This is a genomic window from Pseudotamlana agarivorans (assembly GCF_018860245.1).
Lineage (GTDB): Bacteria > Bacteroidota > Bacteroidia > Flavobacteriales > Flavobacteriaceae > Pseudotamlana > Pseudotamlana agarivorans_A.
On sequence record NZ_JAHKPD010000023.1, the window covers coordinates 20,734 to 45,459 of the forward strand.

Consider the following 24,726-nt stretch of genomic DNA (forward strand, 5'->3'; position numbering starts at 1 on the left):
AAAAGGATTTAAGCCACTACAGCCACAACTTCAATAAGTTTATCTATAATTTGATCGGGTGTTGTACCTTCAGCTCTTCCTTTGTAGCTTATCGCGATACGGTGACGTAAAACATCTTTTATAACCCCATGAATATCTTCTGGAGTTACAAAATCACGACCTTGCATCCAAGCATGGACGCGGCTGCAACGATCTAAAGCGATGGTTCCTCTAGGACTTGCACCAAAATCTATAAGTTTATCGAGCTCGGCATCATATTTTTCAGGGTAACGACTGGCAGAAATTAGGCTCACCATATATTTTTCCATGTCTTCGGAAACTTTGATTTTCGAAATTTCTTTTCTAGCATCAAATATGGCTTGCTGCGGAATGGTTTTTAAAATTTCTTTAGCTGTATCTGGAGCTGCTTCTCTTTTATTTAGGCGCATGATTTCTAGTTCGGCGTCATCATCAGGATAACCTATAATAGTATGTACTAAAAAACGATCCATTTGAGCTTCGGGTAGCGGATAGGTCCCTTCTTGTTCAATAGGGTTTTGAGTCGCCATGACCATAAATAAGTATTCCATTTTATAGGTTTTACCGGAAACGGTAACTTGGCGTTCTTCCATGGCTTCCAGTAATGCTGATTGTACTTTCGCTGGCGCTCTATTTATTTCATCGGCTAGGATGAGGTTGCTGAAGATTGGTCCTTGTTGAAACATGAATTTCTCGGTTTCATTGGGTAAGTAAATTTCGGTCCCTGTAATATCCGAGGGTAATAAGTCTGGTGTAAATTGTATACGACTTAGGCCACAATCTAAGTTTTTAGATAAGGCATTTATCGCTCTTGTTTTTGCCAATCCTGGCAAGCCTTCAAGTAACATATTGCCATCAGCAAGTAAAACAAGCACGATAGTGTCTATCAGTTTTTCTTGTCCGATTATGGATTTCGACATTTGCGCTTTTAAAGCCGAAACGGATTCAAATGGTGTCATAATGTTTAGTTTTTAGCTTCGTTCAGTTGAAACGGGTAAATAACTTTCCAGTCTTTTTTCATATCTGTAATCGTCCAACCGTTTTCAATGGCGTAATCTAATCCTTTATTGAGTTGCCCTATGTGAGAATCCCTATCATAGGCCCATTCTCTTTCGGCGTCAGTATGATGTAAATAAAGTTGAAAAGACTTGTGTTTATTGGAGTCTCCATATTGCATCATTTGCAAATCGCCATCTGAATTACCAGATGTAAATACTGGTTTTTTTCCGATAAATTTATTGATTCCTATAGGCTTACCAGCTTTGTCGTCTATAAAATCAATCGCTGGTAACCTTTTTATTTGCGCTTGACCGTTCTCTAGGGAAAATTCAGTTTTTATACTACTTCCAACCACTTGGTCTTTTGGAATACCATAAGCTTCTTCAACCCAAGGGCGCATAAACTCTATACCACCTCCAGAAACAATATAAGTTTTAAAATCGTTAGCTCGTAAATAGTTTAAAAGCTCTAGCATAGGTTGATATATGAGCTCGTTATAAGGTTTGCCAAAACGCGGATGTTTTGCCTTGGCCAACCAATCTTTTACAATTTTTTCAAATGCTTCAACAGTCATTCCGGCATGTGTTGTCATTACAATTTCAATCAGACCTTTTTCACCAGAAGCCATTAATGATTTCATGTCATTTTCAAGAACTGCTTTATAAGGTTGTTTGTTTTTCCACTCTGGATGTTCAGGAGCTAAAGCCTTTATGCGAGAAATAGCGAAGAATAGTTGAAAATAAGCGGGTTGCTCACTCCATAAATTCCCGTCGTTATCAAAAGTAGCAATTCGGTCTGTAATTGGAATAAAATTTGGACTGCCTTCTGTAGTCACATCCACTACATAAGATTTTATGGATTCTTTAGTTTTACCTTCCTCCCATGAAGGAAGCGGGTCTTTAGCTTCTATTGGCGTTTCGGTTTGAATGTTATTAGAGTCTTCTTTTTTTGAATTACAACTAGAAAGAGTGACAATTAAAAGTGTAAGTAGCAGTAATTTAATTTTTTTTTTTGTTTTCATATCGAGGAATAAGTTTAAAGCTTAAATGTACATAAAATTTTAGTTTTTGTTAATGTTGCAAGTTGTGAAAAAAACGACTTTGTTATTGATTTTAGTTTGGGTAATCTCTGGAGGAGGTATAAAAAAAATCCTTTGAAGACTTATAAGTATTCAAAGGATTTTTTTTTAAATATATTAAAAGGAAAGCTTTTAGTTTTGCAAGCTATTCATGATTTTTGGAATTAACTTTTTAGCGGCGTCATGTGCGTCATTAGGATCACCTAAACTTGTTGTTACAACTGCAACAAGTTGTTTGTCTGCGGGCTCATCTAAATTATAAGCTACAGTTTCTAATACATAATCTGTGCTAACCGATGTAGAGGTAGACATTGGAATATAACCACCAAAGGAACCGTAGTATCCACCGTAAGCGTATGGCGCCCTGTAATAGTCATAAAAACCACCATAATAACCAGGATATCCGAATCCCATACCCATTCCCATGTATACACCATTTGAAGACTCTGTAATGGTTTGTTTTTTATCTTTTATTACTGTAATAACAATGGCATTATAGCCTTCGCTATCTAATAAGCTTTTAATGAAAGCAACGCGTTCTTCGCTCATTTCAACTTCAGTATGGATTTTAGGCGCTCTAGTATAGCTTTCGGTGGCTTTAATGCCATTCGCTCTTAGAGCTTCGGCTATTTCTACTTCAAAAGCAATACGCCCTTGGGTATTAGCTGTTCTAGCTATAACTAGTACATTTTTAGTTTTAAAAAGATCTACAATAGCATCTTCTGCTTTCCATGAATTTACAACTTTAGCTGTTTTACATGATTGTAATGCAAAAACGGTAACCAAGATTATTATTAGCGTATTGATTTTTTTCATTAGGATAAATAAGGGTTTTTATGGTTGTTTTGAATAAGATTCTAAGTTTTTTTCTGCCAATTCATCTGTTATAAAAGGCAAACTAAGGTGTAAAGATAAATAATTAGAACGGTTATCTGCATTACTAATTTGGTCTTTTAGAATATCTGTAAATCCATAATAGTATCTTAGGTGTATGTGAATGCCCTTACCTTTGTGAGCTTTACCTAAAACGTATGCGAAATCGACCATCATACCATAATCAACATCTCTAGTATAACCATCGAAATTCTGAATAAAATGGCCTTCTGGTCTTTGAAATTCTCCTCTGGATTTTTGAAGAAATGACACTTGTGGTGCTAAGCTAAAGCGGTATTTTTTGTTGTTGGTTTGATAAGATAAGAATACCGGCACATCTATATAATTTAATGAAATTTTAGTGGGGACATCTATGAAATTGGCATCCAGAATGGAGTTGCCACTATCAAGTGAAAAATTATTAAGAAATAAATTGCGTTTAGCTAGTAAATATATATTCGGACAAATAAACCAGTTTTCGTTTAGTTTAATATTACCTCCGATACCAAAATTAATACCCATTTTTGATCTTTTGGAATCTTCTAAATTGGTGTATCCCATAAATGTTCCACCAGCCTCTAAACTTATATTAAAATTTTCAGAAGCAACTTGATCTCCAAAAAGTAACGCGAATAAAGCGGCTTGCCCTTGACTGTTGGTTGTTATTATAAAAAATGTGAGACCTAATAATAATGTTTTTTTCATGGTAGGTAATTATGTGATATATTCTATGAGTTTTTCTCTTAAAAAAGTATTAGTAATGTGTTAAAATGAATAGGTTGCTGTTATACCATATCTAAAAGAAAATAATTTTAAATCTGATTTTCTTTTAATTTGACTAAACCTAAAATCACCATCTAATAAGTCGAAAAGGCTATACTCTTCTAGCGCCTCGTTAAGGTCATCGTAAAACTCATCTGGAAGATCTTTTTTGTTTTCTATCGTGAAGTTATAAAAACCAGATCCAGGTCCTGCGATCAAAAAGTCCAGAGCAAATCTTTTTGTAATTGGGAGTTTGTAACCAACCATAAAACCAATCGAGGTTACGTTTATTTTTGAGTCAAATTCTAAATCATAGGTGATTCCTGTATCATTTATGTACTGACCACTTAAGTCGGATTTGAAACCAGAGTATTTGACATAAGCTCCCATATAAAAACCATTCATGCCGGTTTGTTGAACGTTATTTAAATAGTAGCGTATATCAGGTGTTACTTTAATTCCAGAATAAGTAATGTTGCTGGTTTTTATTTTTTCAGTGTCTAATCCTGAAAGATTAACAATACCCTCTTCACCTTTGTATCCTATACCCAGGTTAACCGAAAAATGTTTGCTAACTAAGCGTTCATATCTAAATTGTATCGCGCCATCAATTAAATCTGTGACTACAAATCCTATTTCATTTTTATGATTTGACCTATTGTCTTGAGAATATATACCTAAAGTAATAAAACTAAATACTAAAAGTGCAATGGCATGTCTCATTGGTTTAAGGTTTAGTATGAAAAACTAAAGATACATTATTAAATTTTGAATATTTAATTTTATTATGCTATTTCATTGAAAGCGACTTTTTACGGTAGATTTTGAAATAAAAAAGGTGTTGGCAACATCCTATTTTTGGTTAGTACCTGCATTATAGTTTGTGTTTAGGTATTAATTAAGCATTGAGGTGTAAAATGAGTCAAGGTTTCAATATTTTCAAGGTTATTTAGCGTGTACTTGTTTTGTGTTTTAACGTATTTTTAACAGCATTAACGGGGGTTCATGACATTTATCATAGAATCAACCTTCCATTTAACGCAACTTTGCAGTATTAATGTAAAATGGTGGTTCGTTTTTCATATAAAATGTTTGGTTAGTTTAAACTGTTCAGTCCTTAGGGGGTGAACAGTTTTTTTTTGAGATCGTATTTCGAAGTGTTAAAGCTTAGAGTATCATACAGTAAAAAGTGATGACACGAATTTTACCTATTAAAACCGATTTAGGAGTTCAACCTTCAGTCGTAAAAATTCGTGTATTCTGGGTCTAAAATATAGAAAACTCCTTACTATAAAATTTTTATGTCCTTCTATGGTAGCATCTTAGAATCTCTATATCATAATAGATGTTAAGCTATGCGCTAGTCATGGCGGTTTTAATGATCATTTAACGCATTTTTAACAACATTAACAGGGGTTTATGACATTTGTCATATAATTAGCCTTCCATATAACGCAACTTTGCAGTGTTAATGTAAAATGGTGGTTCGTTTTTCATATAAAATGTTTGGTTAGTTTAAAACTGTTCAACTTCTTCATAAAAGTTGAACAGTTTTTTTTTTGTTTAAATTCTAACCTAAGTTAATAGGTGTTTAGGTTTTACAAGGTTTTAGCGCTTTAAAAGAACGAGCTATTAAGATTGCTCAAAAACTCTGTTCAAAAAATTTATACTATAATTAAGCGTCATATCAAACCAAGGGTCCATCAACCAAAACGCTGGTGGCGTATTTGGTATCGTGCGTGTTTCTGTGTATGTGTTAAATATTTTTAAAAGGCTAGTCATATCATTTTTTCCAGCATGGGATTCCGAATTCATACTATTAATAAATAACATTGGCGGACTATTTTCACCTACATATTGCAAGGGAGATGCATCTTTCCAAGCTTTTTCGTTTTTTTCTCGAGATCCGTTTAACCAAATGCTAGCCATGCTGTTTTTTTCAGGGGAGTCACGGTGCACTAAGGATACCATACCATCCAAATTAATAACGGCTTGAATTTCATCTGATACTTCTTCTTTGGTGCTAAAAATTTCTAGGTTAGAAGTTGTTCCTGCTAACGTTGCTAAAAGCCCGCCAGAATCGGCACCTAAGACAGCTATTTTCTCCGGATTTATTTTATATTTTTTCGCGTTTTTTCTAACCCATTTAATCGCATCTTTAATGTCGAAAACGGCAGCTGGGTATGGTGCTTCTAGGCTAAGTCTATAAGACACAGAAACACCTATATACCCCTTCATAGCGAGGTGTTGGGCCATAATACGTTGGTTTTCTTTTTGGCCCATAAGCCAGCCACCTCCATGAATTAGGATTACGGCAGGTTTTAGTTTTTTAGATTTCTTTGATGGTGAATAAACATCTAATTCTAATTTCCTCTGGTTTGTTTTCTTATATACAATATTCTCGTCGTACTTAATTTCTTCGGTGCTTAATGGTGTAATCATTGAGGCAACCTCATAGTTCTGTTTTGTGGCATTGTAAATATCTACAATATTATAGGGGTTTTCCGTTGTTTGGCTTTGTGACCAACTTAGGGTAAAGCATGATAAATAAAATAGTAGGCAACTAATTTTAGAAAATGTATTCATGGCGTCAAATTTAGCTGAAGGTCTTATTCATTTCAAGGCCTATAGCAGAAGGATCCTGAATTGTTTAAATACTTCGATTGATTGATTTGGGGTTTAACCTTGTAAGATAAATCGCAGCTTATCTTTTGAGAAAGGTTAAGAATTTTTTTTTGCCTGAAATATACATTATTTCACTAAAACTCCTAATGTTATGTTAAATTTTAACACCGTAAAATTCAGGCTTTCACACAAAATTTTACATAAAGCACCTGGAAGGGTTTTTATAGATAAAATCATTTTGTTTTTTGGAGGTGTATTTATGTCGGGAATTAATTTTTAGCATAATTATAATGGTATACCCAAAAACATATTAATTTTTTTAACTTGGTTTTAACAGTGTTTTCAAGGGGTTATGACATTTGTCATATAATACAGTACTCATTTTATACATCTTTGCAGTGTTAATGTAAAACAGTGGTTCGTTTTTCATATAAAATGTTTGGTTAGATATAAACTGTTCATCTTTTTCATAAAGATGAACAGTTTTTTTATGTCTAATTTGAAATATTTAAAAGCTATTTTCCTCCTTATTATTTTCTTTTTTTTAGTCTCCATAATTTTGTTACATTTGGCTTCAAATAACAAAAAAGTTTAAAATGAAAATAATGAAATTTTTAAGTCTAGTAACTTTAGTTTTACTAGTTGCATCTTGTAATCAAACAGCTGTTTCTAAAAAACCAGTAAAAACTGAATTAGATTCTGTAAGTTATGCCATAGGTATGGATGTTGCAAAAAATGTGAAAGCGAGTTTTGATGATTTTGATGATGAACTATTCATTCAAGGTTTTATGAATGTTTTAGATTCTACAGATATTTTGTTAGATGAAACAACTGCGCAAACAGTTGTTAGAACTTACTTCCAAAAGAAGCAACAAGAAGAAGCCGCAAAACGTGCTGAAGATGGAGAGAAAAATAAAGAAGAAGGTATTGCTTTCTTAGAAGAAAATAAGGGGAAAGATGGTGTGAAAACAACGGCAAGTGGTTTACAATATATTGTTTTAAAAGAAGGGACTGGTGCTAAACCAACGTCTTCATCTAAAGTGAAAGTTCATTACCACGGAACTTTAATTGATGGAACTGTATTTGATAGTTCTGTTGATAGAGGAGAACCTGCTGAATTTGGAGTAACACAAGTTATTAAAGGATGGACAGAAGGTTTACAATTAATGTCTGAAGGGGCTAAATATAAATTCTTTATTCCGCAAGAATTAGCATACGGTGCAAACCCAAGACCAGGAGGGCCAATTAAGCCTTATGCAACTTTAATTTTTGACGTAGAGTTATTAGAAGTAAAGTAATTTACCTTTACCTATTCAATATAAAAAAAACAGGAAGCCTCGCTTCCTGTTTTTTTATGGCTATTGTTTTATAAAGAATACATTATAATGGGGCTAATCTATTTTATAGGATCTAAATGGTTCTTTACATTTGCCCGTACATCTCAATAATAATATTATGAAATTTTTAAATACAGTATTTGTCCTTGTGGTTTTCACGATTTTTAACCCAAGGATGGTGGCACAAAATAAAGTTCAAACTGAAATTGATTCTGTGAGCTATGCGATTGGAATGGATATCGCCAAAAATGTAAAGACTAGTTTTGATGCATTTAACAACGATTTATTTATTCAAGGCTTTTTGAATGTTATGGATTCAACACATGTGAAATTCACAGATGAAGAAGGTGTCAATATTATTAAAAGCTATTTTCAAAGGAAGAAAAAAAATGAAACAGCAAAGCTTGATGAGGCCGCTAAAAAAAATAATGAGTTAGGGATTGCTTTTTTAGAAAAAAATAAGATAAAAAAAGGTGTTAAAACCACCGAAAGCGGTTTGCAATACCTTGTTTTAAAAGAAGGAACCGGGGTGAAACCTGTTAAGGAATCTAAGGTAAAAGTACATTATCACGGTACCTTAATTGATGGAACCGTATTTGATAGTTCGGTAGATAGAGGCGCGCCTATAGAGTTTGTGGTCTCTCAGGTAATTAAAGGGTGGACAGAAGGTTTGCAATTAATGCCAGAAGGAGCAAAATACAGGTTTTTTATTCCTCAAGATTTAGCGTATGGCGCAAACCCAAGACCAGGAGGACCAATTAAGCCATATGAAACATTAATATTCGACGTAGAATTGTTAGCAGTAAAATAACATAATTTTACATCATTGTAAATGAAAAAAACAGGAGGTTTCCCGTCCTGTTTTTTTTGTTTCCATATTTTACAAGGAATACGCCGTGCAAGTTGTAACTTTGCAGCACAAAAAAAAACAGAGTCTTATGAACCATAAAGCAGGTTTTGTAAATATTATCGGGAATCCGAATGTTGGTAAATCAACCTTAATGAATGCCTTTGTAGGGGAAAAATTATCTATTATTACCTCAAAAGCACAAACTACCAGGCACCGTATTTTAGGTATTGTAAATGGCGACGATTTTCAGATGGTTTTAAGTGATACACCAGGAATTATCAAACCAGCTTATGAGTTGCAAGAATCTATGATGGGCTTTGTTAAGTCTGCCTTTGAAGATGCCGATGTACTAATCTATATGGTTGAAATAGGAGAGCAAGCTTTAAAAGATGAAGCCTTTTTCAATAAAATTAAAGCCTCTAAAATTCCTGTTTTATTATTATTGAATAAGATTGACAAATCCGATCAATTACAATTGGAAACTCAAGTTCAAGAGTGGACTACTAAAGTCCCTAATGCCGAGATTTATCCTATTTCTGCTTTGGAAGGTTTCAATGTCAAGGAAGTTTTTAATCGTATTATTGACCTGCTTCCAGAGTCGCCACCTTTCTATCCGAAAGATCAATTAACAGATAAGCCTGAGCGTTTTTTTATAAATGAAACGATCAGAGAAAAAATATTGATGCATTACAAAAAGGAAATTCCTTATGCTGTTGAGGTTGATACCGAAGAGTTTTTTGAAGAAGAAAATATTATTCGCGTGCGATCGGTTATTATGGTAGAACGCGAAACTCAAAAAGGAATCATTATTGGGCATAAAGGAAGCGCTTTAAAACGCGTTGGTGTGGAAGCTAGAAAGGATTTAGAGACTTTTTTCGGTAAACAAATTCATATAGAATTATACGTTAAGGTTAATAAAAACTGGCGTAGTAATGCCAACCAATTAAAACGTTTTGGTTATAATAATTAGAAAATTAAATACTAACTTATTGTTTAGGTAACACTTAAGTAATGTTGTAGTGCCATATTTGCACTAGAGTTCTATTTGGTTAATAGAGTTTTGAGTTAGTTGGTTAAAAAGCTTTGGTTGTTCCTGCAATTAAGGCTTTTCTTTTTTTAGTACACTATACATAAAATCATTTAGCAAATGCATTTCTTTTATACTTGAGGCTTTTCCAATGCTTCCTGCAAAGTACAGCGCAATCCAAATAATTACCATTAAAAGCAGGACACTAAATTGAATAGCATAATCCTGCTCAAGGGACCAATTGGTATACGCCCAAATGCTAAACCCTAAAAAGAATCCAGCAACTAAAAAATGCAAAAACATAAATAGCGTCCATACCGTGGGGTTTGGGCCAAATAGGCCATAAATCAAACTGTTATTATCGTCAATCGCATTTATTTCTAGATGCAATTGAGGCGACCAATAGGTTTGTTTTTCCTTCGGAAATTTAATAAACACATGGTCATCTATCACTGAAACTTTAAAGTCCGATTGCATCGTTTTTGCGTTTTTAAAATCACTTAAAATAGCTTCGTTGTATTGAGGCAATTCAATTTTAAATCTCGGGCGCAAAACAATGTCATTGGATAATTCCATATATGCTGTGTTTAGGAAGGAGTAAAATACTATTTTTTTTGATACCGTATAAATTTTATTCTTTTCATAAAAAAGATGTGGCATAGAGTATATTTCCTATTTTTGCAAAAGTTTTCAGGGAACCATAACTAAAACGGTTTTAACCTGTTAACCTTAAATTGAGATTATGAGTAATATAGTAGCCATTGTAGGAAGACCAAATGTTGGAAAGTCAACGTTTTTTAATAGATTGATTCAAAGACGTGAAGCCATCGTAGATGCGGTAAGTGGGGTTACAAGAGACCGTCATTACGGGAAGAGTGATTGGAATGGAAAAGAGTTTTCTTTAATCGATACTGGAGGGTATGTTTTAGGAAGTGACGACGTTTTTGAAGCCGAAATCGATAAACAAGTGGAGTTAGCTATTGATGAAGCCGATGCCATTATTTTTATGGTTGATGTTGAATCTGGTGTTACAGGTATGGATGAAGACGTAGCTAAGTTACTTAGACGCGTAAATAAACCCGTTTTTCTTGTTGTAAACAAAGTAGATAATGGTAAGCGCGCTGAAGATGCAGTGGAGTTTTATTCATTAGGTCTAGGTGAATACTATACCATAGCTAGTATAAATGGTAGTGGCACTGGTGAATTATTAGATGATCTTATTAAAGCTTTACCGGAAAAAGAAGATGTTATTGAAGATGAATTACCACGTTTCGCTGTCGTTGGGCGTCCAAATGCAGGGAAGTCTTCTTTCATTAATGCTTTAATTGGAGAAGATCGTTATATCGTTACCGACATCGCAGGAACAACAAGAGATTCTATAGATACTAAATATAATCGTTTCGGATTTGAATTCAACTTAGTGGATACTGCCGGGATTAGAAGAAAATCTAAAGTAAAGGAAGATTTAGAATTCTATTCGGTAATGCGTAGTGTTCGTGCTATTGAACATGCCGATGTATGTATCCTTGTTTTAGATGCCAATCGCGGTTTTGACGGGCAAGTGCAAAATATTTTCTGGCTTGCAGAACGCAACAGAAAAGGTATTGTCGTTTTAGTTAATAAATGGGATTTAGTAGAAAAGGATCATAAATCAGTTAAAGAATACGAAAAAGCCATTCGATTACAGATGCAGCCTTTTACAGATGTGCCTATTGTATTCATTTCAGCCTTAACAAAGCAACGTATTTACAAAGCCATTGAAACGGCCGTTGAGGTATACCAAAACCGTACAAAAAAGATTAAAACAAGTCAACTTAACGAGGTGATGTTACCTATTATTGAGAATTACCCACCACCGGCATACAAAGCAAAATTCGTTAAGATAAAATACATCATGCAGCTACCTACACCGCAGCCTCAATTTGCGTTTTTCTGTAATTTACCACAGTATATTAAAGATCCGTATAAGCGTTTTTTAGAGAATAAACTGCGTGAGCATTTTGGATTTAATGGTGTGCCAATTAGTGTGTACATGCGAAAAAAATAACGCACTATCATTTTCATTATTTTTATGGAAATTTCGATTTTGTTTTGAAATATAAAATTGGTTGACCAATTGCTCAGAATATCATAATTTTTTCCAATAAAGCATTTTATATCATTCGTTATGGTTAAATTTATGCTGCAAAAATAATTTTATGAGTCAGATTATAACATTCGGTGAGGTTCTAATGCGTTTATCTCCTTTCGGAAATAAAAAATTTATTCAAGCCAACACATTAGAATTCTACTTTGGTGGTACCGAATTAAACGTAGGACTTTCAATTGCTAATTTTGGAGGAAATGTTAAGCATATTACCTGTATTTCAGATGATTTTATTGGAGATACAGCGATTTCATACTTGAATAAATTCGATTTAGATACTACGGCAATTGTACGTTCCGGAAGACCTTTAGGGGTTTACTTTCTTGAAGTTGGAGCCGTGATGCGCCCAAGTTCAATTTCATACAACAGATCACATTCGGCATTTTCAAGTATACAACCAGAAATGGTTGATTGGGAATCTGCTTTAGAGACAGGTAGTTGGTTTCACTGGACTGGAATTACGCCTGGTTTAACGCAAGGGAGTTTTGATACCTTGAAAGAAGGATTAAAACTAGCTAAGAAAAAGGGGATGCAAGTTTCTGCCGATCCAACTTACAGAAGTGGGTTATGGAAATATGGTGTTAACGCTAAAGATGCTTTAATCGAATTATTACATTGTTCTACCATTTTTATTGGCGGAATTAATGAAATGAATGAAGTCTTAGGTACCGAATACGGTTATTCTAACGAAGAGTTTATTGAAGCAAGTAAGTTGCTAATGGAAAATTTCCCTTCCATAGAGAAAGTGTTCGATAAAATACGAACGTCTATAAATGCTTCTTGGCATAAGATTAGAGCCAGAATGTGGAATGGTGAAGAGTTTAGAGAAACTCAAGATTTTGATATTACACATATTGTTGACCGTATTGGTACAGGAGATGCCTTTGCGGCTGGTTTAATTTATGGTTTACAGCATTACGATGACTATAAGTCTATGGACTACGCAAGTGCAGCATGTGCCTTAAAACACACTTACGAAGGTGATGTGAACTACGCCACAATAGATGAGGTTACTGGGATTTTAGAAGGTAACGTCTCAGGTAGATTTAATAGATAACTCCTGATTTTAGAATACGACATTATACAATTAAATTGGTATAACAAAAAAGCGACCTTTTTATAAGTGTCGCTTTTTTTTATGCTTATATTTTCTCAGTCTCAAATTCAGTTTCCAGTCTTAAGTCACTTGTCATTGGTCATCTGTCTTCCGTCCTAGTTTTAATAAATAAGGATAACTAAATTTGTTTCCAAAGCTTAGTTTTCCAACCTTTTTAACTTTTAACTTTTAACTTTTAACTTTTAACTTTTAACTTTTAACTTTTAACTTTCTACCAGCCTCCAGAAGCGCCACCGCCTCCAAAGCCGCCGCCGCCGAAGCCACCACCAAAACCGCCTCCGCCAAAGCCACCACCAGAACTGCCGCCCCAGCCACTAGAGCCACGATTGTAATTTCCACGTCCCATATTACTTAAGATAATAGCATCCCAGATATCAAATCCTCCAGCTCTGTTTCCGCCGTTACGACCACCGCCGCCACCGCGTTTATTTTTTATAAAAGACATGATGAAAACAAGCGCAATAAATCCGAATATCAAGAAGGGCATAAAAGAGTCATCGTTTTGTCTTGATGACTTGCGAGAACCGCTGTATTCGCCTTGCATGACTTCAAAAATAGCATCGGCACCACGGTTTAATCCACCCGGATAATCGCCTTGTCTAAAATAAGGAATGATATCACGTTCAATAATACGTTTCGACATGGCATCAGTTAAAAGATGCTCCACGCCATAACCGGTATTAATAGCTATTTTTTTATCGTCTCTGGCTAATAGTATTAAAATCCCATTGTCTTCTTTAGCTTGGCCAATGCCCCAAGCGTCTCCCCATTGAGCGCCTAGAAAGTTAATGTTCTCACCCTCTGTAGAGCCAATAATAGCCACTACAATTTGTGTGGAAGTGGTATCGGAATACTTAACAAGTTTTTGCTCTAAATTACTTTTTTGAGCATCAGAAAGTAAGTTGATATAGTCGTAAACACTAGTTTGAAATTTTGGCTTTTCAGGAATTTTAAACTGCCCGAAAGTAAGACTACAAGCAAAAAGTGTAAAGACTAAAAATAGACTAAGACTTTTAATATTGGAATAAAAGGAAGTTTGCATTTCTTTTTTATACATCATAAAGCTTAGCCTTTTGAAATTTCGTCTGAAAGTTCATTAATATCATCCGATTGATAAGGGAAATATTTTTTAAGGCGGTCACCAGACCTTAAAATGCCATCAATCAAACCTTGCTTAAAGTCTCCTTTTTTAAAGTGCGCTTGCATAATATCTTTGGTGCAATCCCAAAAATCATTTTCAACAGCTTTGTTTATGCCTTCATCACCATAAATGACAAAAGATTTATCTTCAACAGCAACATAAATAAGTACGGCATTTTGAAGCTTTGTGTTGTCCATCTTTAAATGATGAAAAACTTCCAAGGCACGATTTGTGGCATCACCCTTAGCGGTTTTTTCTAAATGAACACGTAGTTCTCCAGAAGTGTTTAATTCCGCTTCTTGAATCGCTTCAACAATTTCTTGTTCTTCCTGTGCTGTTAAAAAATCTTCAGTTTTAGACATATTAAAATTCTACTTTAGGTGCGTTTTCACTACCAGGTGCACTTTTGTAGCGTGCCATTTCTTCAAAACCAAATAAGCCAGCTAATAATTTTCCTGGAAATTTAGAAGTGAATTTATCGTAGATATTTACTTTTTCATTAAAACGATCTCTAGTTACGTTTATTCTATTTTCTGTACCTTCCAGTTGTGATTGTAGTTCTAAGAAACCTTTGTCAGCTTTCAATTCTGGATAGCGCTCTACGGTAACCAATAACTTGGATAAAGCACCACTTAAACCTTGCTGCGCTTGTTGGAATTGTGCCATTTTTTCAGGTGTTAAATCTCCTGCATCAATCGTTGTTTTAGTTGCTTCAGAACGCGCTTTAATGACCCCTTCTAAGGTCTCTTTTTCATGAGCAGCGTATCCCTTCACGGTCGATACTAAATTAGGAATTAAATCTGCACGACGTTGGTAAGCACTTTCCACATTAGACCAAGCTGTTTTTGCATCGGCTTCATATTCTACGGCAGTGTTGTTAAAGTTTTTGCCCCAAGAATATATTCCAAATACAACGAGGGCTACGATAATCCATGGTAAAAATTTCTTCATGATGGTTTAATTTTAAAGGTGTTGTTTTATTTTATTAAGTTGATTTTTAATGTCTTCAAGTTTACTAACAATTTCAAAAGTATTTAAAGCTTGTTTTTTTTCTTCTTTAAGGTGTGTTTTGGCGCCTTCTAAAGTGAATCCGCGTTCTTTCACCAAATGGTAGATAAACTTCAGGTTTTTGATGTCTTCGGGGGTGAATTTTCTATTGCCTTTAGCATTTTTTTTAGGCTTTAATACATCAAATTCTTTTTCCCAAAAACGAATCAATGAGGTGTTCACATTAAAAGCTTTGGCAACTTCACCAATGGCATAATAACGTTTTTCGGGCAGGTTTATATGCATTAATCTAAAGATTGATTTTCTAATGAAGCACGCTCCAATAGTTTATTAAATTCTTCAGCAGTTAAACTGCCGTAATAAAAATTAATAGGGTTAATACGCTCACCGTCCTTAAATATTTCATAATGTAGGTGGGGCCCTTGAGAACGTCCTGTACTACCTACAAAACCAATTAAATCACCACGTTTTATTTTTTGGTTTTTTCTAACATTATATTTATACAGGTGGGCATATAAGCTCACATAACCATAACCATGGTCTATACGAATGTGTTTTCCATAACCTGTAGATCTGGAATCGGCACGGGTAATCACACCATCACCAGAAGCATAAATAGGTGTGCCTCTTGGCGCCGAAAAGTCCATGCCGCGGTGCATTTTTCTAACTTTAGTAAACGGGTCGGTTCGCATGCCATAACCAGAGGCCATACGTGTTAAATCCTTGTTGTTTACTGGTTGAATAGCGGGGATAGCAGCGAGAAGCTTTTCTTTGTCTTCAGCTAATTTTGTAATTTCATCAAGCGATTTCGATTGTACAACTATTTGCTTTTGAAGAATGTCAATACGTTTATTACTTTCTATAATTAATTTAGAATTATCGAAACCTTCCAAATTCTTGTAGCGATTTACACCACCAAACCCGGCACGACGTTGTTCTTCAGGAATTGGATTGGCTTCAAAATATACACGGTAAATGTTATTGTCTCTATCGGCAACATTGGCTAAAACAGTTTCAGCATGCTCCATTTTTTTGTTCAGCAGTTCAAATTGTAATTGCGCATTGTGTAATTCGCGCTTTAAAGCACGCTCTTTAGGCGATTCTACATATTGGCTCCCTATAAAAACAAATATAAAAGAGAAAAAAGCGGTGCCAAGAACAAAGAAGAACGCATACTTAAAAGTGGTGCGTTTTTTACGCTGGATCTTCTTATAGGAAAGCGTTTCAGGATCGTAATAGTATTTTACCTTACTCATTTCTTAAATTATGCTATTTTTGCAGCGCATTGAAGGTGATTATAATCTTCAATTAAGCAGTAAACAAACAAACCTACAAAAAATATATTATAAAAATTTTTAATAATAATGGCTTTGAAGTTTAATGCTGAACCAAATTTAAAATAAATTTGTAGCATAAATATAAAAATTGTTTCCCATTAAATCTAATGGATTAGAAACAAGGTGTTTAAAAATATTACATGAAATCACAAGACATTCGCGCTAAGTTTTTAAGTTTTTTTGAAGAAAAACAACACAGTATCGTACCATCGGCTCCAATGGTTTTAAAAGATGACCCAACCTTAATGTTTGTAAATGCAGGAATGGCGCCTTTTAAAGAATATTTTTTAGGGAATGCAAAGCCTAAAAATAATAGGATCACAGATTCTCAAAAATGTTTACGTGTTTCTGGTAAGCACAACGACTTGGAAGAGGTTGGTTATGATACCTATCACCACACCTTGTTTGAAATGCTTGGAAACTGGAGTTTTGGTGATTACTTTAAAGAGGAAGCAATTGCTTGGGCTTGGGAATTATTAACCGAAGTTTTTAAAATCGATAAAGATATTTTATATGTATCGGTTTTTGAAGGGAGCGAAGAAGATGGTCTTGGTCTAGATACTGAAGCCTTAGAAATTTGGAAAAAATATATTTCTGAAGACCGTATCATCACAGGTGATAAGAAAGATAATTTCTGGGAAATGGGCGATCAAGGACCTTGCGGACCTTGTAGTGAAATTCATGTTGATATTCGTTCTGCCGAAGAAAAAGCAAAAATCCCTGGAAAGGATTTAGTAAATAAAGACCACCCTCAAGTTGTAGAAATCTGGAACCTGGTTTTCATGCAATACAATAGAAAAGCTAATGGTTCATTAGAGGCATTGCCAAATAAACATATCGATACCGGTATGGGCTTTGAGCGTTTATGTATGGTTTTACAAGGTGTTCAGTCTAATTATGATACCGATGTGTTTACACCTATAATTAAAGAGGTTGAAGCCATTACTAATAAAACTTACGGTAAAGATGAAAAGGTAGATGTCGCTATTCGTGTTATTTGCGATCATGTGCGTGCGGTTGCTTTTTCTATTGCTGACGGACAATTACCGAGTAACACCGGTGCCGGTTACGTGATTCGTAGAATTTTACGTCGTGCCGTGCGTTACGGATTTACTTTCCTCGATAAAAAAGAACCGTTTATTTATAGATTGGTTGAAGTTTTAGATAAAAAAATGGGGAAAGCTTTCCCTGAATTAAAAATTCAAAAACAACTTGTTGAAAATGTGATTAAAGAAGAAGAGCAGTCTTTTTTAAGAACTTTAGACCAAGGTTTGGTGTTATTAAATCGTGTTGTTGAAGAAACAAAAGAAGGTACCGTTTCTGGAACTAAAGCTTTCGAATTATATGACACTTACGGATTTCCAATCGATTTAACAGCCTTAATTCTTTCTGAAAAAGGGTTGAAGCTGGATGAAAAAGGTTTCGAGGAAGAACTTCAGAAACAAAAAAGGCGTTCGCGTGCCGCTAGTGAAATGTCCACTGATGATTGGACGGTTTTAATTGAAGATGATGTTGAAGAATTTATCGGTTATGATGCGCTTGAAGCTAAGGTGAAGCTTACACGCTACAGAAAAGTGACCTCTAAAAAAGATGGCGACATGTATCAATTGGTGTTTAATTTAACACCATTTTACCCAGAAGGAGGCGGACAAGTAGGTGATAAGGGGTATATTGAAGATGCTTATGGTGATGTGGTTTATATCCTGAATACTAAAAAGGAAAACAACGTTATCATTCACTTTACTGAAACTTTACCAAAACATTTAAACGAGTCTCTAAAAGTGGTGGTTGACGAAAAACAACGCCACAGAACAGAATGTAATCATACGGCAACACACCTGTTGCATCAAGCCCTTCGTTCCATTTTAGGAACCCACGTAGAGCAAAAAGGAAGTGCGGTACACTCTAAATATTTACGTTTTGATTTCTCTCATTTTTCTAAGCTTACGGAAGATGAATTACACGATATTGAAAGTTTTGTAAATGCGCGAATTAGCGGAAAAATACCATTAGTTGAAAAACGAAATGTCCCTAAGGAAGAAGCCATTGCCGATGGTGCCATGAGTTTATTTGGCGAAAAATACGGCGATACCGTACGTTCTATTCAATTCGGACAATCTATTGAGCTTTGTGGTGGGACACACGTTAAAAATACCGCTGATATTTGGCACTTTAAAATTGTATCTGAAGGCGCTGTTGCAGCAGGAATTAGACGTATTGAAGCCATTACCAATGATGGGGTTAAAGGGTATTATACAGAAAACAACCGCTCTTTTCAAGAGATGAAAGGCTTGCTTAATAATGCTAAAGAGCCTGTAAAGGCACTTCAGAATTTACAAGAAGAAAATGCGAATCTTAAAAAGCAAATTGAAAGCTTATTAAAAGACAAAGCAAAAAATGTAAAAGGTGAACTTAAAAGTGAATTAACCGAAATAAACGGCATTCAATTTTTAGCTAAGAAATTAGATTTAGATGCTGGCGGATTAAAAGATGTGGCTTTTGAACTAGGGAGTCAGTTTGATAACTTATTCTTATTATTTGCTACCGAAAAAGACGGTAAAGCTTTATTGTCATGCTATATTTCTAAGGAATTGGTGGCAAGTAAAGGCTTAAATGCTGGTCAGGTGGTGCGCGAACTAGGTAAATTCATCCAAGGTGGTGGTGGCGGACAACCATTCTTCGCGACTGCAGGTGGTAAAAATCCAGGTGGTATCGAACAAGCTTTAGCGGAAGCTAAAAATTATATCGTATAAGAAAGTTTCATAGAAGTAAAGTGATAAAGTTTTAATGGTTTCTAAAACCTAGCTTTATCACTTTATATCTATTTGACTTTACAATTTTAAACAAGTGGACCTTCAAACTAAAATAGCATTAAGGAAGCAGTCGGAGCATCTCATAGACTATAATTCCAATTTGTTGATGATAGGTTCCTGTTTTTCTGAAAACATAGGGGAGAGGCTAGCTTACTTTAAATTCCAAAGCACCCAAAATCCGTTTGGTATACTTTTTCACCCTTTGGCTATTGAAACGCTAATAACCAACGCCGTTGAAAAAAAGATCTATACCAATGACGATGTTTTTTTTCACAACGAACAATGGCATTCTTTCGATGCACATTCAAAGTTAAGCCATACTTCAAAAGAAACTTTAATTAGTAGGCTGAACCAAAATGTAGCCGCAACTCAAGAATCATTAAATAAAGCCTCGCATGTTATTATCACTTTCGGTACGGCCTGGGTTTATCGTTTTATTGAAACTCAAAAAGTAGTTGCCAACTGCCATAAAATTCCACAAAAGCAATTTTTAAAAACCTTATTGTCTGTTCAGGAAATATATGAGACTTTAGAGTCCATAACAAAATCGATAAGAAGTATAAATTCAAATACTGCTGTTGTTTTCACGGTTTCACCCGTACGACATTTAAAGGATGGTTTTATCGAAAACACCCAAAGCAAAGCACATTTGATTTCTGCGATACATGAGTTCTTAAATCAGAATAAAATAGCTAAAGATGTAGAAGCGTTTTATTTTCCATCGTACGAAATCATGATGGATGAACTTCGTGATTATCGCTTTTATGTCGAAGATATGGTACATCCGAATACATTGGCCATTCAATACATTTGGGAGATGTTTAAAACGGTCTGGATTTCAGATGAAATTTCAAAAACTATGGATACCGTTGATGGTATTCAAAAAGGGCTTCAGCATAAGGCATTCAATGAAAACTCTAAAGCGCATCAAAAATTTCTTCATAATCTAAATGAAAAGATTGGCGCGTTGCAAACCACTTTTCCGCAGATAAAATTTTGAATTATTAACGGACACCCATTTTTAAGGAATTCAATTCACAAAATTCATTTCGACTCTTTTTAATAGCACTTAATCGAAAAACAGAGTGCATCTACTTCTATTAATTGTACTTTTATAAATGCTATTAATCAGTTTATCATAAAAAGCATCATAGTCCAAATCTAAAAGGGTGGTCGTTGGTGCTTTTTTTATGCTTTTATTTTACAGCAAGGGAATTAGGTGAATTGTTAACTTAAAATAAGATTAACTTAACAATGCCCTAATATGAATTAATCAGATCTCCTTTATCTTTGAACTGTTTAGTTTAAACAACTTAATTACATTGGTAGGCTTCATATGTCGAAGGAACCGATGTTTTTTTGTTTTATAACCTCTCGTGTTTAGTTTGTAATAGGTGTTCGATTGTAATGAACGCATCAAAAATTTTTCTAAATTAGTACATGCGAAAAATTATTTTAGGTATCGTTATTACTATAGTGGTGCTTTATGGTTTTAAAACCTGTGAAGCTAAAAAGGAAGAAAAAACTATTCTTTATGAAAATTCGGCCCTCATACAAAAACAAATAAATAATGTAGGTAAGCTTATTGTTACAGAAGGGCACTTTAGTCAGGTTTTTAATTATCAGAACTCTAAGGAAATACTAAGTAATTATTTAACAGTAGAGAAGAAAGCATTAGTCATTGTTAATGCTGATGTTACTGTGGCTTACGATTTAAGTAAAATTGAATTTGAAGTGGATGAAGCCTCTAAAACACTCAAGATTTTAAGTATTCCTGAAGAAGAAATTAGTATTAATCCCGATTTTGAATATTACGATGTACAAGCCGATTTTTTAAATCCGTTTGAAGCTAAAGATTATAATAAAATCAAGAAGACGGTAAATGCTTCTTTAAAGAAGAAAATTGATAAATCAGCGTTAAAAAGTAACGCCAAAAACCGATTGATTAGTGAACTTTCAAAATTCTATATTCTTACCAATTCTATGGGGTGGACACTGCAATACAACGAAACACCCATTTCTGAAGCAGATGATTTTAAAGGTTTAAAGCTCTAATTTCTTATACAAACTCATAAACCCACCACCGTTTAAAGTTTCAATCCCATTCGATTTTAGTAAGGCAGCAGCACTTCCAGAACGCACGCCGCTTGCACAACAAGTAATAACAGGTTTGTTAAGTTTTTTAATGTTTTCTATGTTAGCGTTCAGGGTTTGTAAAGGCATGTTTTTTGATCCAGGAATCGCACTTTGACTGTATTCCGAAACTGTTCTAACATCTATAATAATGGCGCCTCTAGATTGAAAATCTTTAATTTTAACGCTTTTGTTTCCAAAAAGTGAATTTAATATACCCATAATACTTTAAGTTTTATACAAAGATATCTTTCATTTATTAAAATGAAGGTAACAAGTGTTACTAATTATTTTGTGTATATTCAGCCCGTTAAACTTAAGAGATCATGGAAGCTTACGTCAATTTAAATATAGAAAATAGTGTTGGGTATATCGAATTTTTTCATCCCAACAGAAACGCTATGCCTAGTGATGTTTTAAAAGATTTAACAGAAACCATTAAACACGCAGGGAACAATCCTGAAATTAAAGTGATTGTTTTAAAAAGTGGTGGCGATCGTACGTTTTGTGCAGGCGCCAGTTTTAATGAACTTATAGAAATCGAAGATGCCGAAACTGGAAAACAATTTTTTTCTGGTTTTGCTAACGTGATTAATGCCATGCGTACTTGTCCGAAATTAATCATTGGCCGTGTACAAGGAAAGGCTGTTGGTGGCGGTGTTGGTATTGCTGCAGCGACCGATTATTGCTTGGCTTCACAATATGCAGCAATAAAACTTAGTGAATTAAGTATTGGTATTGGTCCGTTTGTAATAGAACCGGCAGTTTCTAGAAAAATGGGTAAAATGACGATGTCTCAAATGACGATCAACGCAGAGGAATTTTATTCAGCAGAATTCGCCAAGGAAAAAGGTTTATACGGTGACCTTTTTGATAGCGTTGAAGTATTAGATAAAGCGGTTTCTGATCTTGCCGAAAAGCTTATAACTTATAATCCTGAAGCCCTAAAAGCTATGAAAAGCGTTATTTGGGAAGGTACCGCACATTGGGATACGCTTTTAGCAGAACGCGCGGAAATAAGCGGGCGCTTGGTTTTGAGTGATTTTACAAAAGAAACGTTGAAGCGTTTTAAGTAAGGTGTTGGTTTTTTTGTATAATTATTTATTTCACCTAAGATTATTTTAGGAGTATTGCTTACTACAAGCATTAATTTGATGTTATCAAGATAATAGAATTTATTGATATTCATCAAACCAATTAAAGTGGCTTTTCATAATATGATCTTTGTTTTCGTTGATATTCTCAATGAAACCTTTTGCTATAGAAGATAGATTTTTCGATTTCAACCATATTAAATTCCAGTCCGTTTTCATTGGGAGTTTTTTAAATGGAATAACTTGGAGGTCTCCATTTTTAAGTTCATTTTTAATTCCAATTAAAGGCATTATCGAATAGCCTAATCCTGCAACTATAGCTTGTTTTAGCGCTTCGTTGGATTTTAATTCCATTTTCTTATAAATTGAAATTTTATTAGATACTAAAAAGTGCTCCATTTTTTTACGTGTTGCAGAGCCTTGTTCTCTGAATATGAGCGGGAGCTGTTCTAGTTCTTTGTTTGAAATGTATTTTCCGGTTGATTTGTATTGTTTACCACCAACAAGGTAAAGCTTGTTATCCATCAATTGAATACGGTTTATTTTCAAATGCTTAGGAATAGTAGATACTAAGGCAAAATCTATTTCATTGTTCTCTAAGGATCTTACAACTTCTGTTTTATTGGTTACATCCATAGAGAGATCGACACCTTTATGCTGATTGATAAAATCAGTTAAGAAATAGGGCATAACATATTTTGCTGTAGATACTATGGCAATTTTAAGTTTTCCTGCCAATTCTCCTTGAAAAGACAAGGCTTTATAATTTATAGCATGAACCTCATTTAAAATTTTCTCAGCAGCTAATGCGATTTCTTCTCCAAATTCTGTGATGTAAATTTTTCTACCAACAACCTCAAATAAGGGTATTTGAAATTGATCTTGAAAATTTTTTAACTGAATAGATACGGCAGGTTGTGTTAAGAATAATTCATCAGAGGCTTTTGTAACACTTTGAAGTTTACTCACTCTATGGAATATTTCTAATTGGTGTAAAGTGAATTTCATAAATATATTTTATATATAACATAATAAAAATAAATAAAAATTTATGAATAATACGTATAATATTTGCATAAATAATTAAAATATAAAACAATGAGTGAATTTGTAGTGAGAGAAAAAGAGCCGATAAGGTTTAGAGTTAAATCATTTTTAGTTAAGAACGCGTCTAAAAACAAGTGGAGCATTATTTTAAAAACAGTGGTTCTTATAGTTGGTTTTTCTCAGCTTATCTATATGTCACTTAGTAATAATCGTCTTATGTTATCTGAAATACTAACGGTAACAGGATTGTTGTCGTTGCTGTTTTTTGTTCACGTATTATCTAGCAAATAAGAATTAATAGAAATTTTATAAACCATCGAATAACAAATGGATTTACATTTACTGATTGACAATTTAACCAATCCTGCTTTATTATTTTTCTTTTTAGGAATTATTGCCGTTCAATTGAAGAGCGATCTTAGTATACCTGAAAATTCATCTAAGTTTATTTCTCTGTATCTATTGTTAGCTATCGGCTTTAAGGGTGGTCAAGAGTTGGCGCATAGCGATTTTTCAATGGAAATATTATGGGCTTTACTCTTTGGGCTTGTCTTAGCTATAGTGGTTCCATTGTATACTTATTTTATTCTTCGAAGAAAATTTAATGTGCAAAATGCAGGAGCCATTGCAGCTGCTTATGGTTCTGTAAGTGCTGTAACTTTCGTGACTACTATTTCGTTTTTAGAGTTGAAACAAATTCCTTTTAGTGGTCATATGGTTGCCGTTATGGCGCTTATGGAAGCGCCATCAATTATGATAGGTTTACTGCTTATGACTTTCTTTAAGAAGAGTAAAAAAGGGGAGGCTGTTATACCTATGAAAAAAGTGATTCATCATGCACTTACTAATGGAAGTGTACTGATAATCATTGGAAGTTTATTTATAGGTTTTATGGCAAGTGAAGAGCAAGCGGAAGGTATTAAGCCTTTTACTACGGATATATTTAAAGGTTTTCTAGCAGTGTTTTTACTCGATATGGGTATTACAAGTGGCCGGAAATTATCTGACTTTGTCAAGAAAGGCTGGTTTGCCGTGCTGTTTGCTATCATAATACCTGTAGTTAATGGTAGTTTGGTTGCGGTTATAAGTGCGGTTTTAAGTGAGAGTATAGGGAATAGATTGCTCTTTGCTATTCTAGCGGCAAGCGCCTCGTACATTGCTGTTCCCGCAGCAATGAAAATAGCTGCGCCAAAAGCAAGTCCTAGTTTATACATACCAATGGCGTTGGCTATTACTTTTCCTTTCAATATTACTTTAGGTATGCCACTGTACTTATGTATCATAAATATTACATAAATTATGTTAATGAAAATCATAAAAA

The 24,726-nt window shown here is 34.3% G+C and carries 24 protein-coding genes; 10 read left to right on the forward strand and 14 right to left on the reverse strand.

The features are described 5' to 3' along the window. Positions 1-8 precede the first annotated feature (8 nt). The 6 genes from KO493_RS14305 to KO493_RS14330 form a co-directional block, all read right to left on the reverse strand. Positions 9-977: an AAA family ATPase gene (locus tag KO493_RS14305; protein WP_216068667.1), complete on the reverse strand. Its 969-nt coding sequence runs from the start codon at positions 975-977 to the stop codon at positions 9-11. Positions 978-982: 5 nt separating this feature from the next. Next, complete coding sequence (locus KO493_RS14310) at positions 983-2,038, reverse strand: HAD family hydrolase (RefSeq protein WP_216068668.1); 1,056 nt, start codon at positions 2,036-2,038, stop codon at positions 983-985. Positions 2,039-2,227: 189 nt separating this feature from the next. Next, positions 2,228-2,911, reverse strand: a complete 684-nt coding sequence (locus tag KO493_RS14315) for a hypothetical protein (protein WP_216068669.1) — start codon at positions 2,909-2,911, stop codon at positions 2,228-2,230. Between the two features lie 18 nt (positions 2,912-2,929). Further along, entirely contained in the window at positions 2,930-3,673 is a 744-nt protein-coding gene (locus KO493_RS14320) for an outer membrane beta-barrel protein (protein ID WP_216068670.1), read from the reverse strand. A gap of 60 nt (positions 3,674-3,733) precedes the next feature. Continuing rightward, the gene (locus tag KO493_RS14325) at positions 3,734-4,453 is read right to left on the reverse strand and encodes a DUF3575 domain-containing protein (RefSeq protein WP_216068671.1); all 720 of its coding nucleotides are present in this window, start codon (positions 4,451-4,453) and stop codon (positions 3,734-3,736) included. A gap of 909 nt (positions 4,454-5,362) precedes the next feature. Further along, on the reverse strand, positions 5,363-6,316 hold the full coding sequence (locus KO493_RS14330) for an alpha/beta hydrolase (RefSeq protein ID WP_216068672.1): 954 nt from the start codon (positions 6,314-6,316) through the stop codon (positions 5,363-5,365). A 644-nt stretch (positions 6,317-6,960) separates the two neighbouring features. On the opposite strand from KO493_RS14330, the gene KO493_RS14335 reads away from it, so the two are divergent. The 3 genes from KO493_RS14335 to era all read left to right on the forward strand — a co-directional run bounded on the left by KO493_RS14335 (position 6,961) and on the right by era (position 9,512). Continuing rightward, positions 6,961-7,653 (forward strand): FKBP-type peptidyl-prolyl cis-trans isomerase, encoded by a 693-nt coding sequence (locus KO493_RS14335; RefSeq protein WP_354667441.1) that lies wholly within the window; start codon positions 6,961-6,963, stop codon positions 7,651-7,653. A gap of 157 nt (positions 7,654-7,810) precedes the next feature. Beyond that, positions 7,811-8,503, forward strand: a complete 693-nt coding sequence (locus KO493_RS14340) for an FKBP-type peptidyl-prolyl cis-trans isomerase (RefSeq protein ID WP_216068674.1) — start codon at positions 7,811-7,813, stop codon at positions 8,501-8,503. A gap of 127 nt (positions 8,504-8,630) precedes the next feature. Beyond that, positions 8,631-9,512 carry a GTPase Era gene (gene era / locus KO493_RS14345; protein WP_216068675.1) on the forward strand — a complete coding sequence of 294 codons (882 nt, stop codon included), beginning with the start codon at positions 8,631-8,633 and terminating at the stop codon, positions 9,510-9,512. A gap of 129 nt (positions 9,513-9,641) precedes the next feature. Here the strand turns inward: era and KO493_RS14350 are convergent, their stop codons facing one another. Continuing rightward, positions 9,642-10,145 (reverse strand): GTP-binding protein, encoded by a 504-nt coding sequence (locus tag KO493_RS14350; RefSeq protein ID WP_216068676.1) that lies wholly within the window; start codon positions 10,143-10,145, stop codon positions 9,642-9,644. Between the two features lie 166 nt (positions 10,146-10,311). Here KO493_RS14350 and der point away from each other — a divergent pair, with 166 nt between their 5' ends. Continuing rightward, complete coding sequence (der, locus tag KO493_RS14355; RefSeq protein WP_216068677.1) at positions 10,312-11,616, forward strand: ribosome biogenesis GTPase Der; 1,305 nt, start codon at positions 10,312-10,314, stop codon at positions 11,614-11,616. A 151-nt stretch (positions 11,617-11,767) separates the two neighbouring features. Then, on the forward strand, positions 11,768-12,772 hold the full coding sequence (locus tag KO493_RS14360) for a sugar kinase (RefSeq protein ID WP_216068678.1): 1,005 nt from the start codon (positions 11,768-11,770) through the stop codon (positions 12,770-12,772). A 271-nt stretch (positions 12,773-13,043) separates the two neighbouring features. Here the strand turns inward: KO493_RS14360 and KO493_RS14365 are convergent, their stop codons facing one another. The 5 genes from KO493_RS14365 to KO493_RS14385 are packed head-to-tail and all read right to left on the reverse strand — an operon-like array spanning position 13,044 to position 16,237. Beyond that, complete coding sequence (locus tag KO493_RS14365) at positions 13,044-13,889, reverse strand: TPM domain-containing protein (RefSeq protein ID WP_252723244.1); 846 nt, start codon at positions 13,887-13,889, stop codon at positions 13,044-13,046. A gap of 8 nt (positions 13,890-13,897) precedes the next feature. Then, positions 13,898-14,335, reverse strand: a complete 438-nt coding sequence (locus KO493_RS14370) for a TPM domain-containing protein (protein ID WP_216068679.1) — start codon at positions 14,333-14,335, stop codon at positions 13,898-13,900. A 1-nt stretch (position 14,336) separates the two neighbouring features. Further along, a complete protein-coding gene (locus KO493_RS14375) occupies positions 14,337-14,924 on the reverse strand; it encodes a LemA family protein (RefSeq protein WP_216068680.1) in 588 nt (195 codons plus the stop codon). 12 nt (positions 14,925-14,936) lie between these two features. Continuing rightward, complete coding sequence (locus KO493_RS14380) at positions 14,937-15,266, reverse strand: MerR family transcriptional regulator (RefSeq protein ID WP_216068681.1); 330 nt, start codon at positions 15,264-15,266, stop codon at positions 14,937-14,939. Beyond that, positions 15,266-16,237: a M23 family metallopeptidase gene (locus KO493_RS14385; protein WP_216068682.1), complete on the reverse strand. Its 972-nt coding sequence runs from the start codon at positions 16,235-16,237 to the stop codon at positions 15,266-15,268. The genes KO493_RS14380 and KO493_RS14385 overlap by 1 nt, the downstream gene beginning before the upstream one ends. Before the next feature lie 221 nt (positions 16,238-16,458). Between KO493_RS14385 and alaS the strand changes: the two genes are divergently transcribed. From alaS to KO493_RS14400, 3 genes are all read left to right on the forward strand, one after another. Next, positions 16,459-19,071 (forward strand): alanine--tRNA ligase, encoded by a 2,613-nt coding sequence (gene alaS / locus KO493_RS14390; protein WP_216068683.1) that lies wholly within the window; start codon positions 16,459-16,461, stop codon positions 19,069-19,071. Positions 19,072-19,165: 94 nt separating this feature from the next. Beyond that, positions 19,166-20,131, forward strand: coding sequence for a GSCFA domain-containing protein (locus tag KO493_RS14395; RefSeq protein ID WP_216068684.1), 966 nt, complete (start codon positions 19,166-19,168; stop codon positions 20,129-20,131). A gap of 440 nt (positions 20,132-20,571) precedes the next feature. Then, the gene (locus KO493_RS14400; RefSeq protein ID WP_216068685.1) at positions 20,572-21,186 is read left to right on the forward strand and encodes a DUF4230 domain-containing protein; all 615 of its coding nucleotides are present in this window, start codon (positions 20,572-20,574) and stop codon (positions 21,184-21,186) included. Here the strand turns inward: KO493_RS14400 and KO493_RS14405 are convergent. Beyond that, positions 21,175-21,486 (reverse strand): rhodanese-like domain-containing protein, encoded by a 312-nt coding sequence (locus KO493_RS14405; protein WP_216068686.1) that lies wholly within the window; start codon positions 21,484-21,486, stop codon positions 21,175-21,177. The genes KO493_RS14400 and KO493_RS14405 overlap by 12 nt on opposite strands. A gap of 104 nt (positions 21,487-21,590) precedes the next feature. Between KO493_RS14405 and KO493_RS14410 the strand changes: the two genes are divergently transcribed. After that, positions 21,591-22,340, forward strand: a complete 750-nt coding sequence (locus tag KO493_RS14410) for an enoyl-CoA hydratase/isomerase family protein (protein ID WP_216068687.1) — start codon at positions 21,591-21,593, stop codon at positions 22,338-22,340. A 99-nt stretch (positions 22,341-22,439) separates the two neighbouring features. Here the strand turns inward: KO493_RS14410 and KO493_RS14415 are convergent, their stop codons facing one another. Next, positions 22,440-23,366, reverse strand: a complete 927-nt coding sequence (locus KO493_RS14415; RefSeq protein WP_216068688.1) for a LysR substrate-binding domain-containing protein — start codon at positions 23,364-23,366, stop codon at positions 22,440-22,442. Positions 23,367-23,732: 366 nt separating this feature from the next. Here KO493_RS14415 and KO493_RS14420 point away from each other — a divergent pair, with 366 nt between their 5' ends. Continuing rightward, positions 23,733-24,701, forward strand: coding sequence for a sodium-dependent bicarbonate transport family permease (locus tag KO493_RS14420; RefSeq protein WP_216068689.1), 969 nt, complete (start codon positions 23,733-23,735; stop codon positions 24,699-24,701). The last annotated feature ends 25 nt before the right edge of the window (positions 24,702-24,726 follow it).

Bases quoted from the DNA above. Each gene is read 5' to 3' on its own strand.
- KO493_RS14305 (WP_216068667.1), bottom strand. From the start codon at position 977: ATGACACCATTTGAATCCGTTTCGGCTTTAAAAGCGCAAATGTCGAAA.
- KO493_RS14310 (WP_216068668.1), bottom strand. From the start codon at position 2,038: ATGAAAACAAAAAAAAAAATTAAATTACTGCTACTTACACTTTTAATT.
- KO493_RS14315 (WP_216068669.1), bottom strand. From the start codon at position 2,911: ATGAAAAAAATCAATACGCTAATAATAATCTTGGTTACCGTTTTTGCA.
- KO493_RS14320 (WP_216068670.1), bottom strand. From the start codon at position 3,673: ATGAAAAAAACATTATTATTAGGTCTCACATTTTTTATAATAACAACC.
- KO493_RS14325 (WP_216068671.1), bottom strand. From the start codon at position 4,453: ATGAGACATGCCATTGCACTTTTAGTATTTAGTTTTATTACTTTAGGT.
- KO493_RS14330 (WP_216068672.1), bottom strand. From the start codon at position 6,316: ATGAATACATTTTCTAAAATTAGTTGCCTACTATTTTATTTATCATGC.
- KO493_RS14335 (WP_354667441.1), top strand. From the start codon at position 6,961: ATGAAATTTTTAAGTCTAGTAACTTTAGTTTTACTAGTTGCATCTTGT.
- KO493_RS14340 (WP_216068674.1), top strand. From the start codon at position 7,811: ATGAAATTTTTAAATACAGTATTTGTCCTTGTGGTTTTCACGATTTTT.
- era (WP_216068675.1), top strand. From the start codon at position 8,631: ATGAACCATAAAGCAGGTTTTGTAAATATTATCGGGAATCCGAATGTT.
- KO493_RS14350 (WP_216068676.1), bottom strand. From the start codon at position 10,145: ATGGAATTATCCAATGACATTGTTTTGCGCCCGAGATTTAAAATTGAA.
- der (WP_216068677.1), top strand. From the start codon at position 10,312: ATGAGTAATATAGTAGCCATTGTAGGAAGACCAAATGTTGGAAAGTCA.
- KO493_RS14360 (WP_216068678.1), top strand. From the start codon at position 11,768: ATGAGTCAGATTATAACATTCGGTGAGGTTCTAATGCGTTTATCTCCT.
- KO493_RS14365 (WP_252723244.1), bottom strand. From the start codon at position 13,889: ATGTATAAAAAAGAAATGCAAACTTCCTTTTATTCCAATATTAAAAGT.
- KO493_RS14370 (WP_216068679.1), bottom strand. From the start codon at position 14,335: ATGTCTAAAACTGAAGATTTTTTAACAGCACAGGAAGAACAAGAAATT.
- KO493_RS14375 (WP_216068680.1), bottom strand. From the start codon at position 14,924: ATGAAGAAATTTTTACCATGGATTATCGTAGCCCTCGTTGTATTTGGA.
- KO493_RS14380 (WP_216068681.1), bottom strand. From the start codon at position 15,266: ATGCATATAAACCTGCCCGAAAAACGTTATTATGCCATTGGTGAAGTT.
- KO493_RS14385 (WP_216068682.1), bottom strand. From the start codon at position 16,237: ATGAGTAAGGTAAAATACTATTACGATCCTGAAACGCTTTCCTATAAG.
- alaS (WP_216068683.1), top strand. From the start codon at position 16,459: ATGAAATCACAAGACATTCGCGCTAAGTTTTTAAGTTTTTTTGAAGAA.
- KO493_RS14400 (WP_216068685.1), top strand. From the start codon at position 20,572: ATGCGAAAAATTATTTTAGGTATCGTTATTACTATAGTGGTGCTTTAT.
- KO493_RS14405 (WP_216068686.1), bottom strand. From the start codon at position 21,486: ATGGGTATATTAAATTCACTTTTTGGAAACAAAAGCGTTAAAATTAAA.
- KO493_RS14410 (WP_216068687.1), top strand. From the start codon at position 21,591: ATGGAAGCTTACGTCAATTTAAATATAGAAAATAGTGTTGGGTATATC.
- KO493_RS14415 (WP_216068688.1), bottom strand. From the start codon at position 23,366: ATGAAATTCACTTTACACCAATTAGAAATATTCCATAGAGTGAGTAAA.
- KO493_RS14420 (WP_216068689.1), top strand. From the start codon at position 23,733: ATGGATTTACATTTACTGATTGACAATTTAACCAATCCTGCTTTATTA.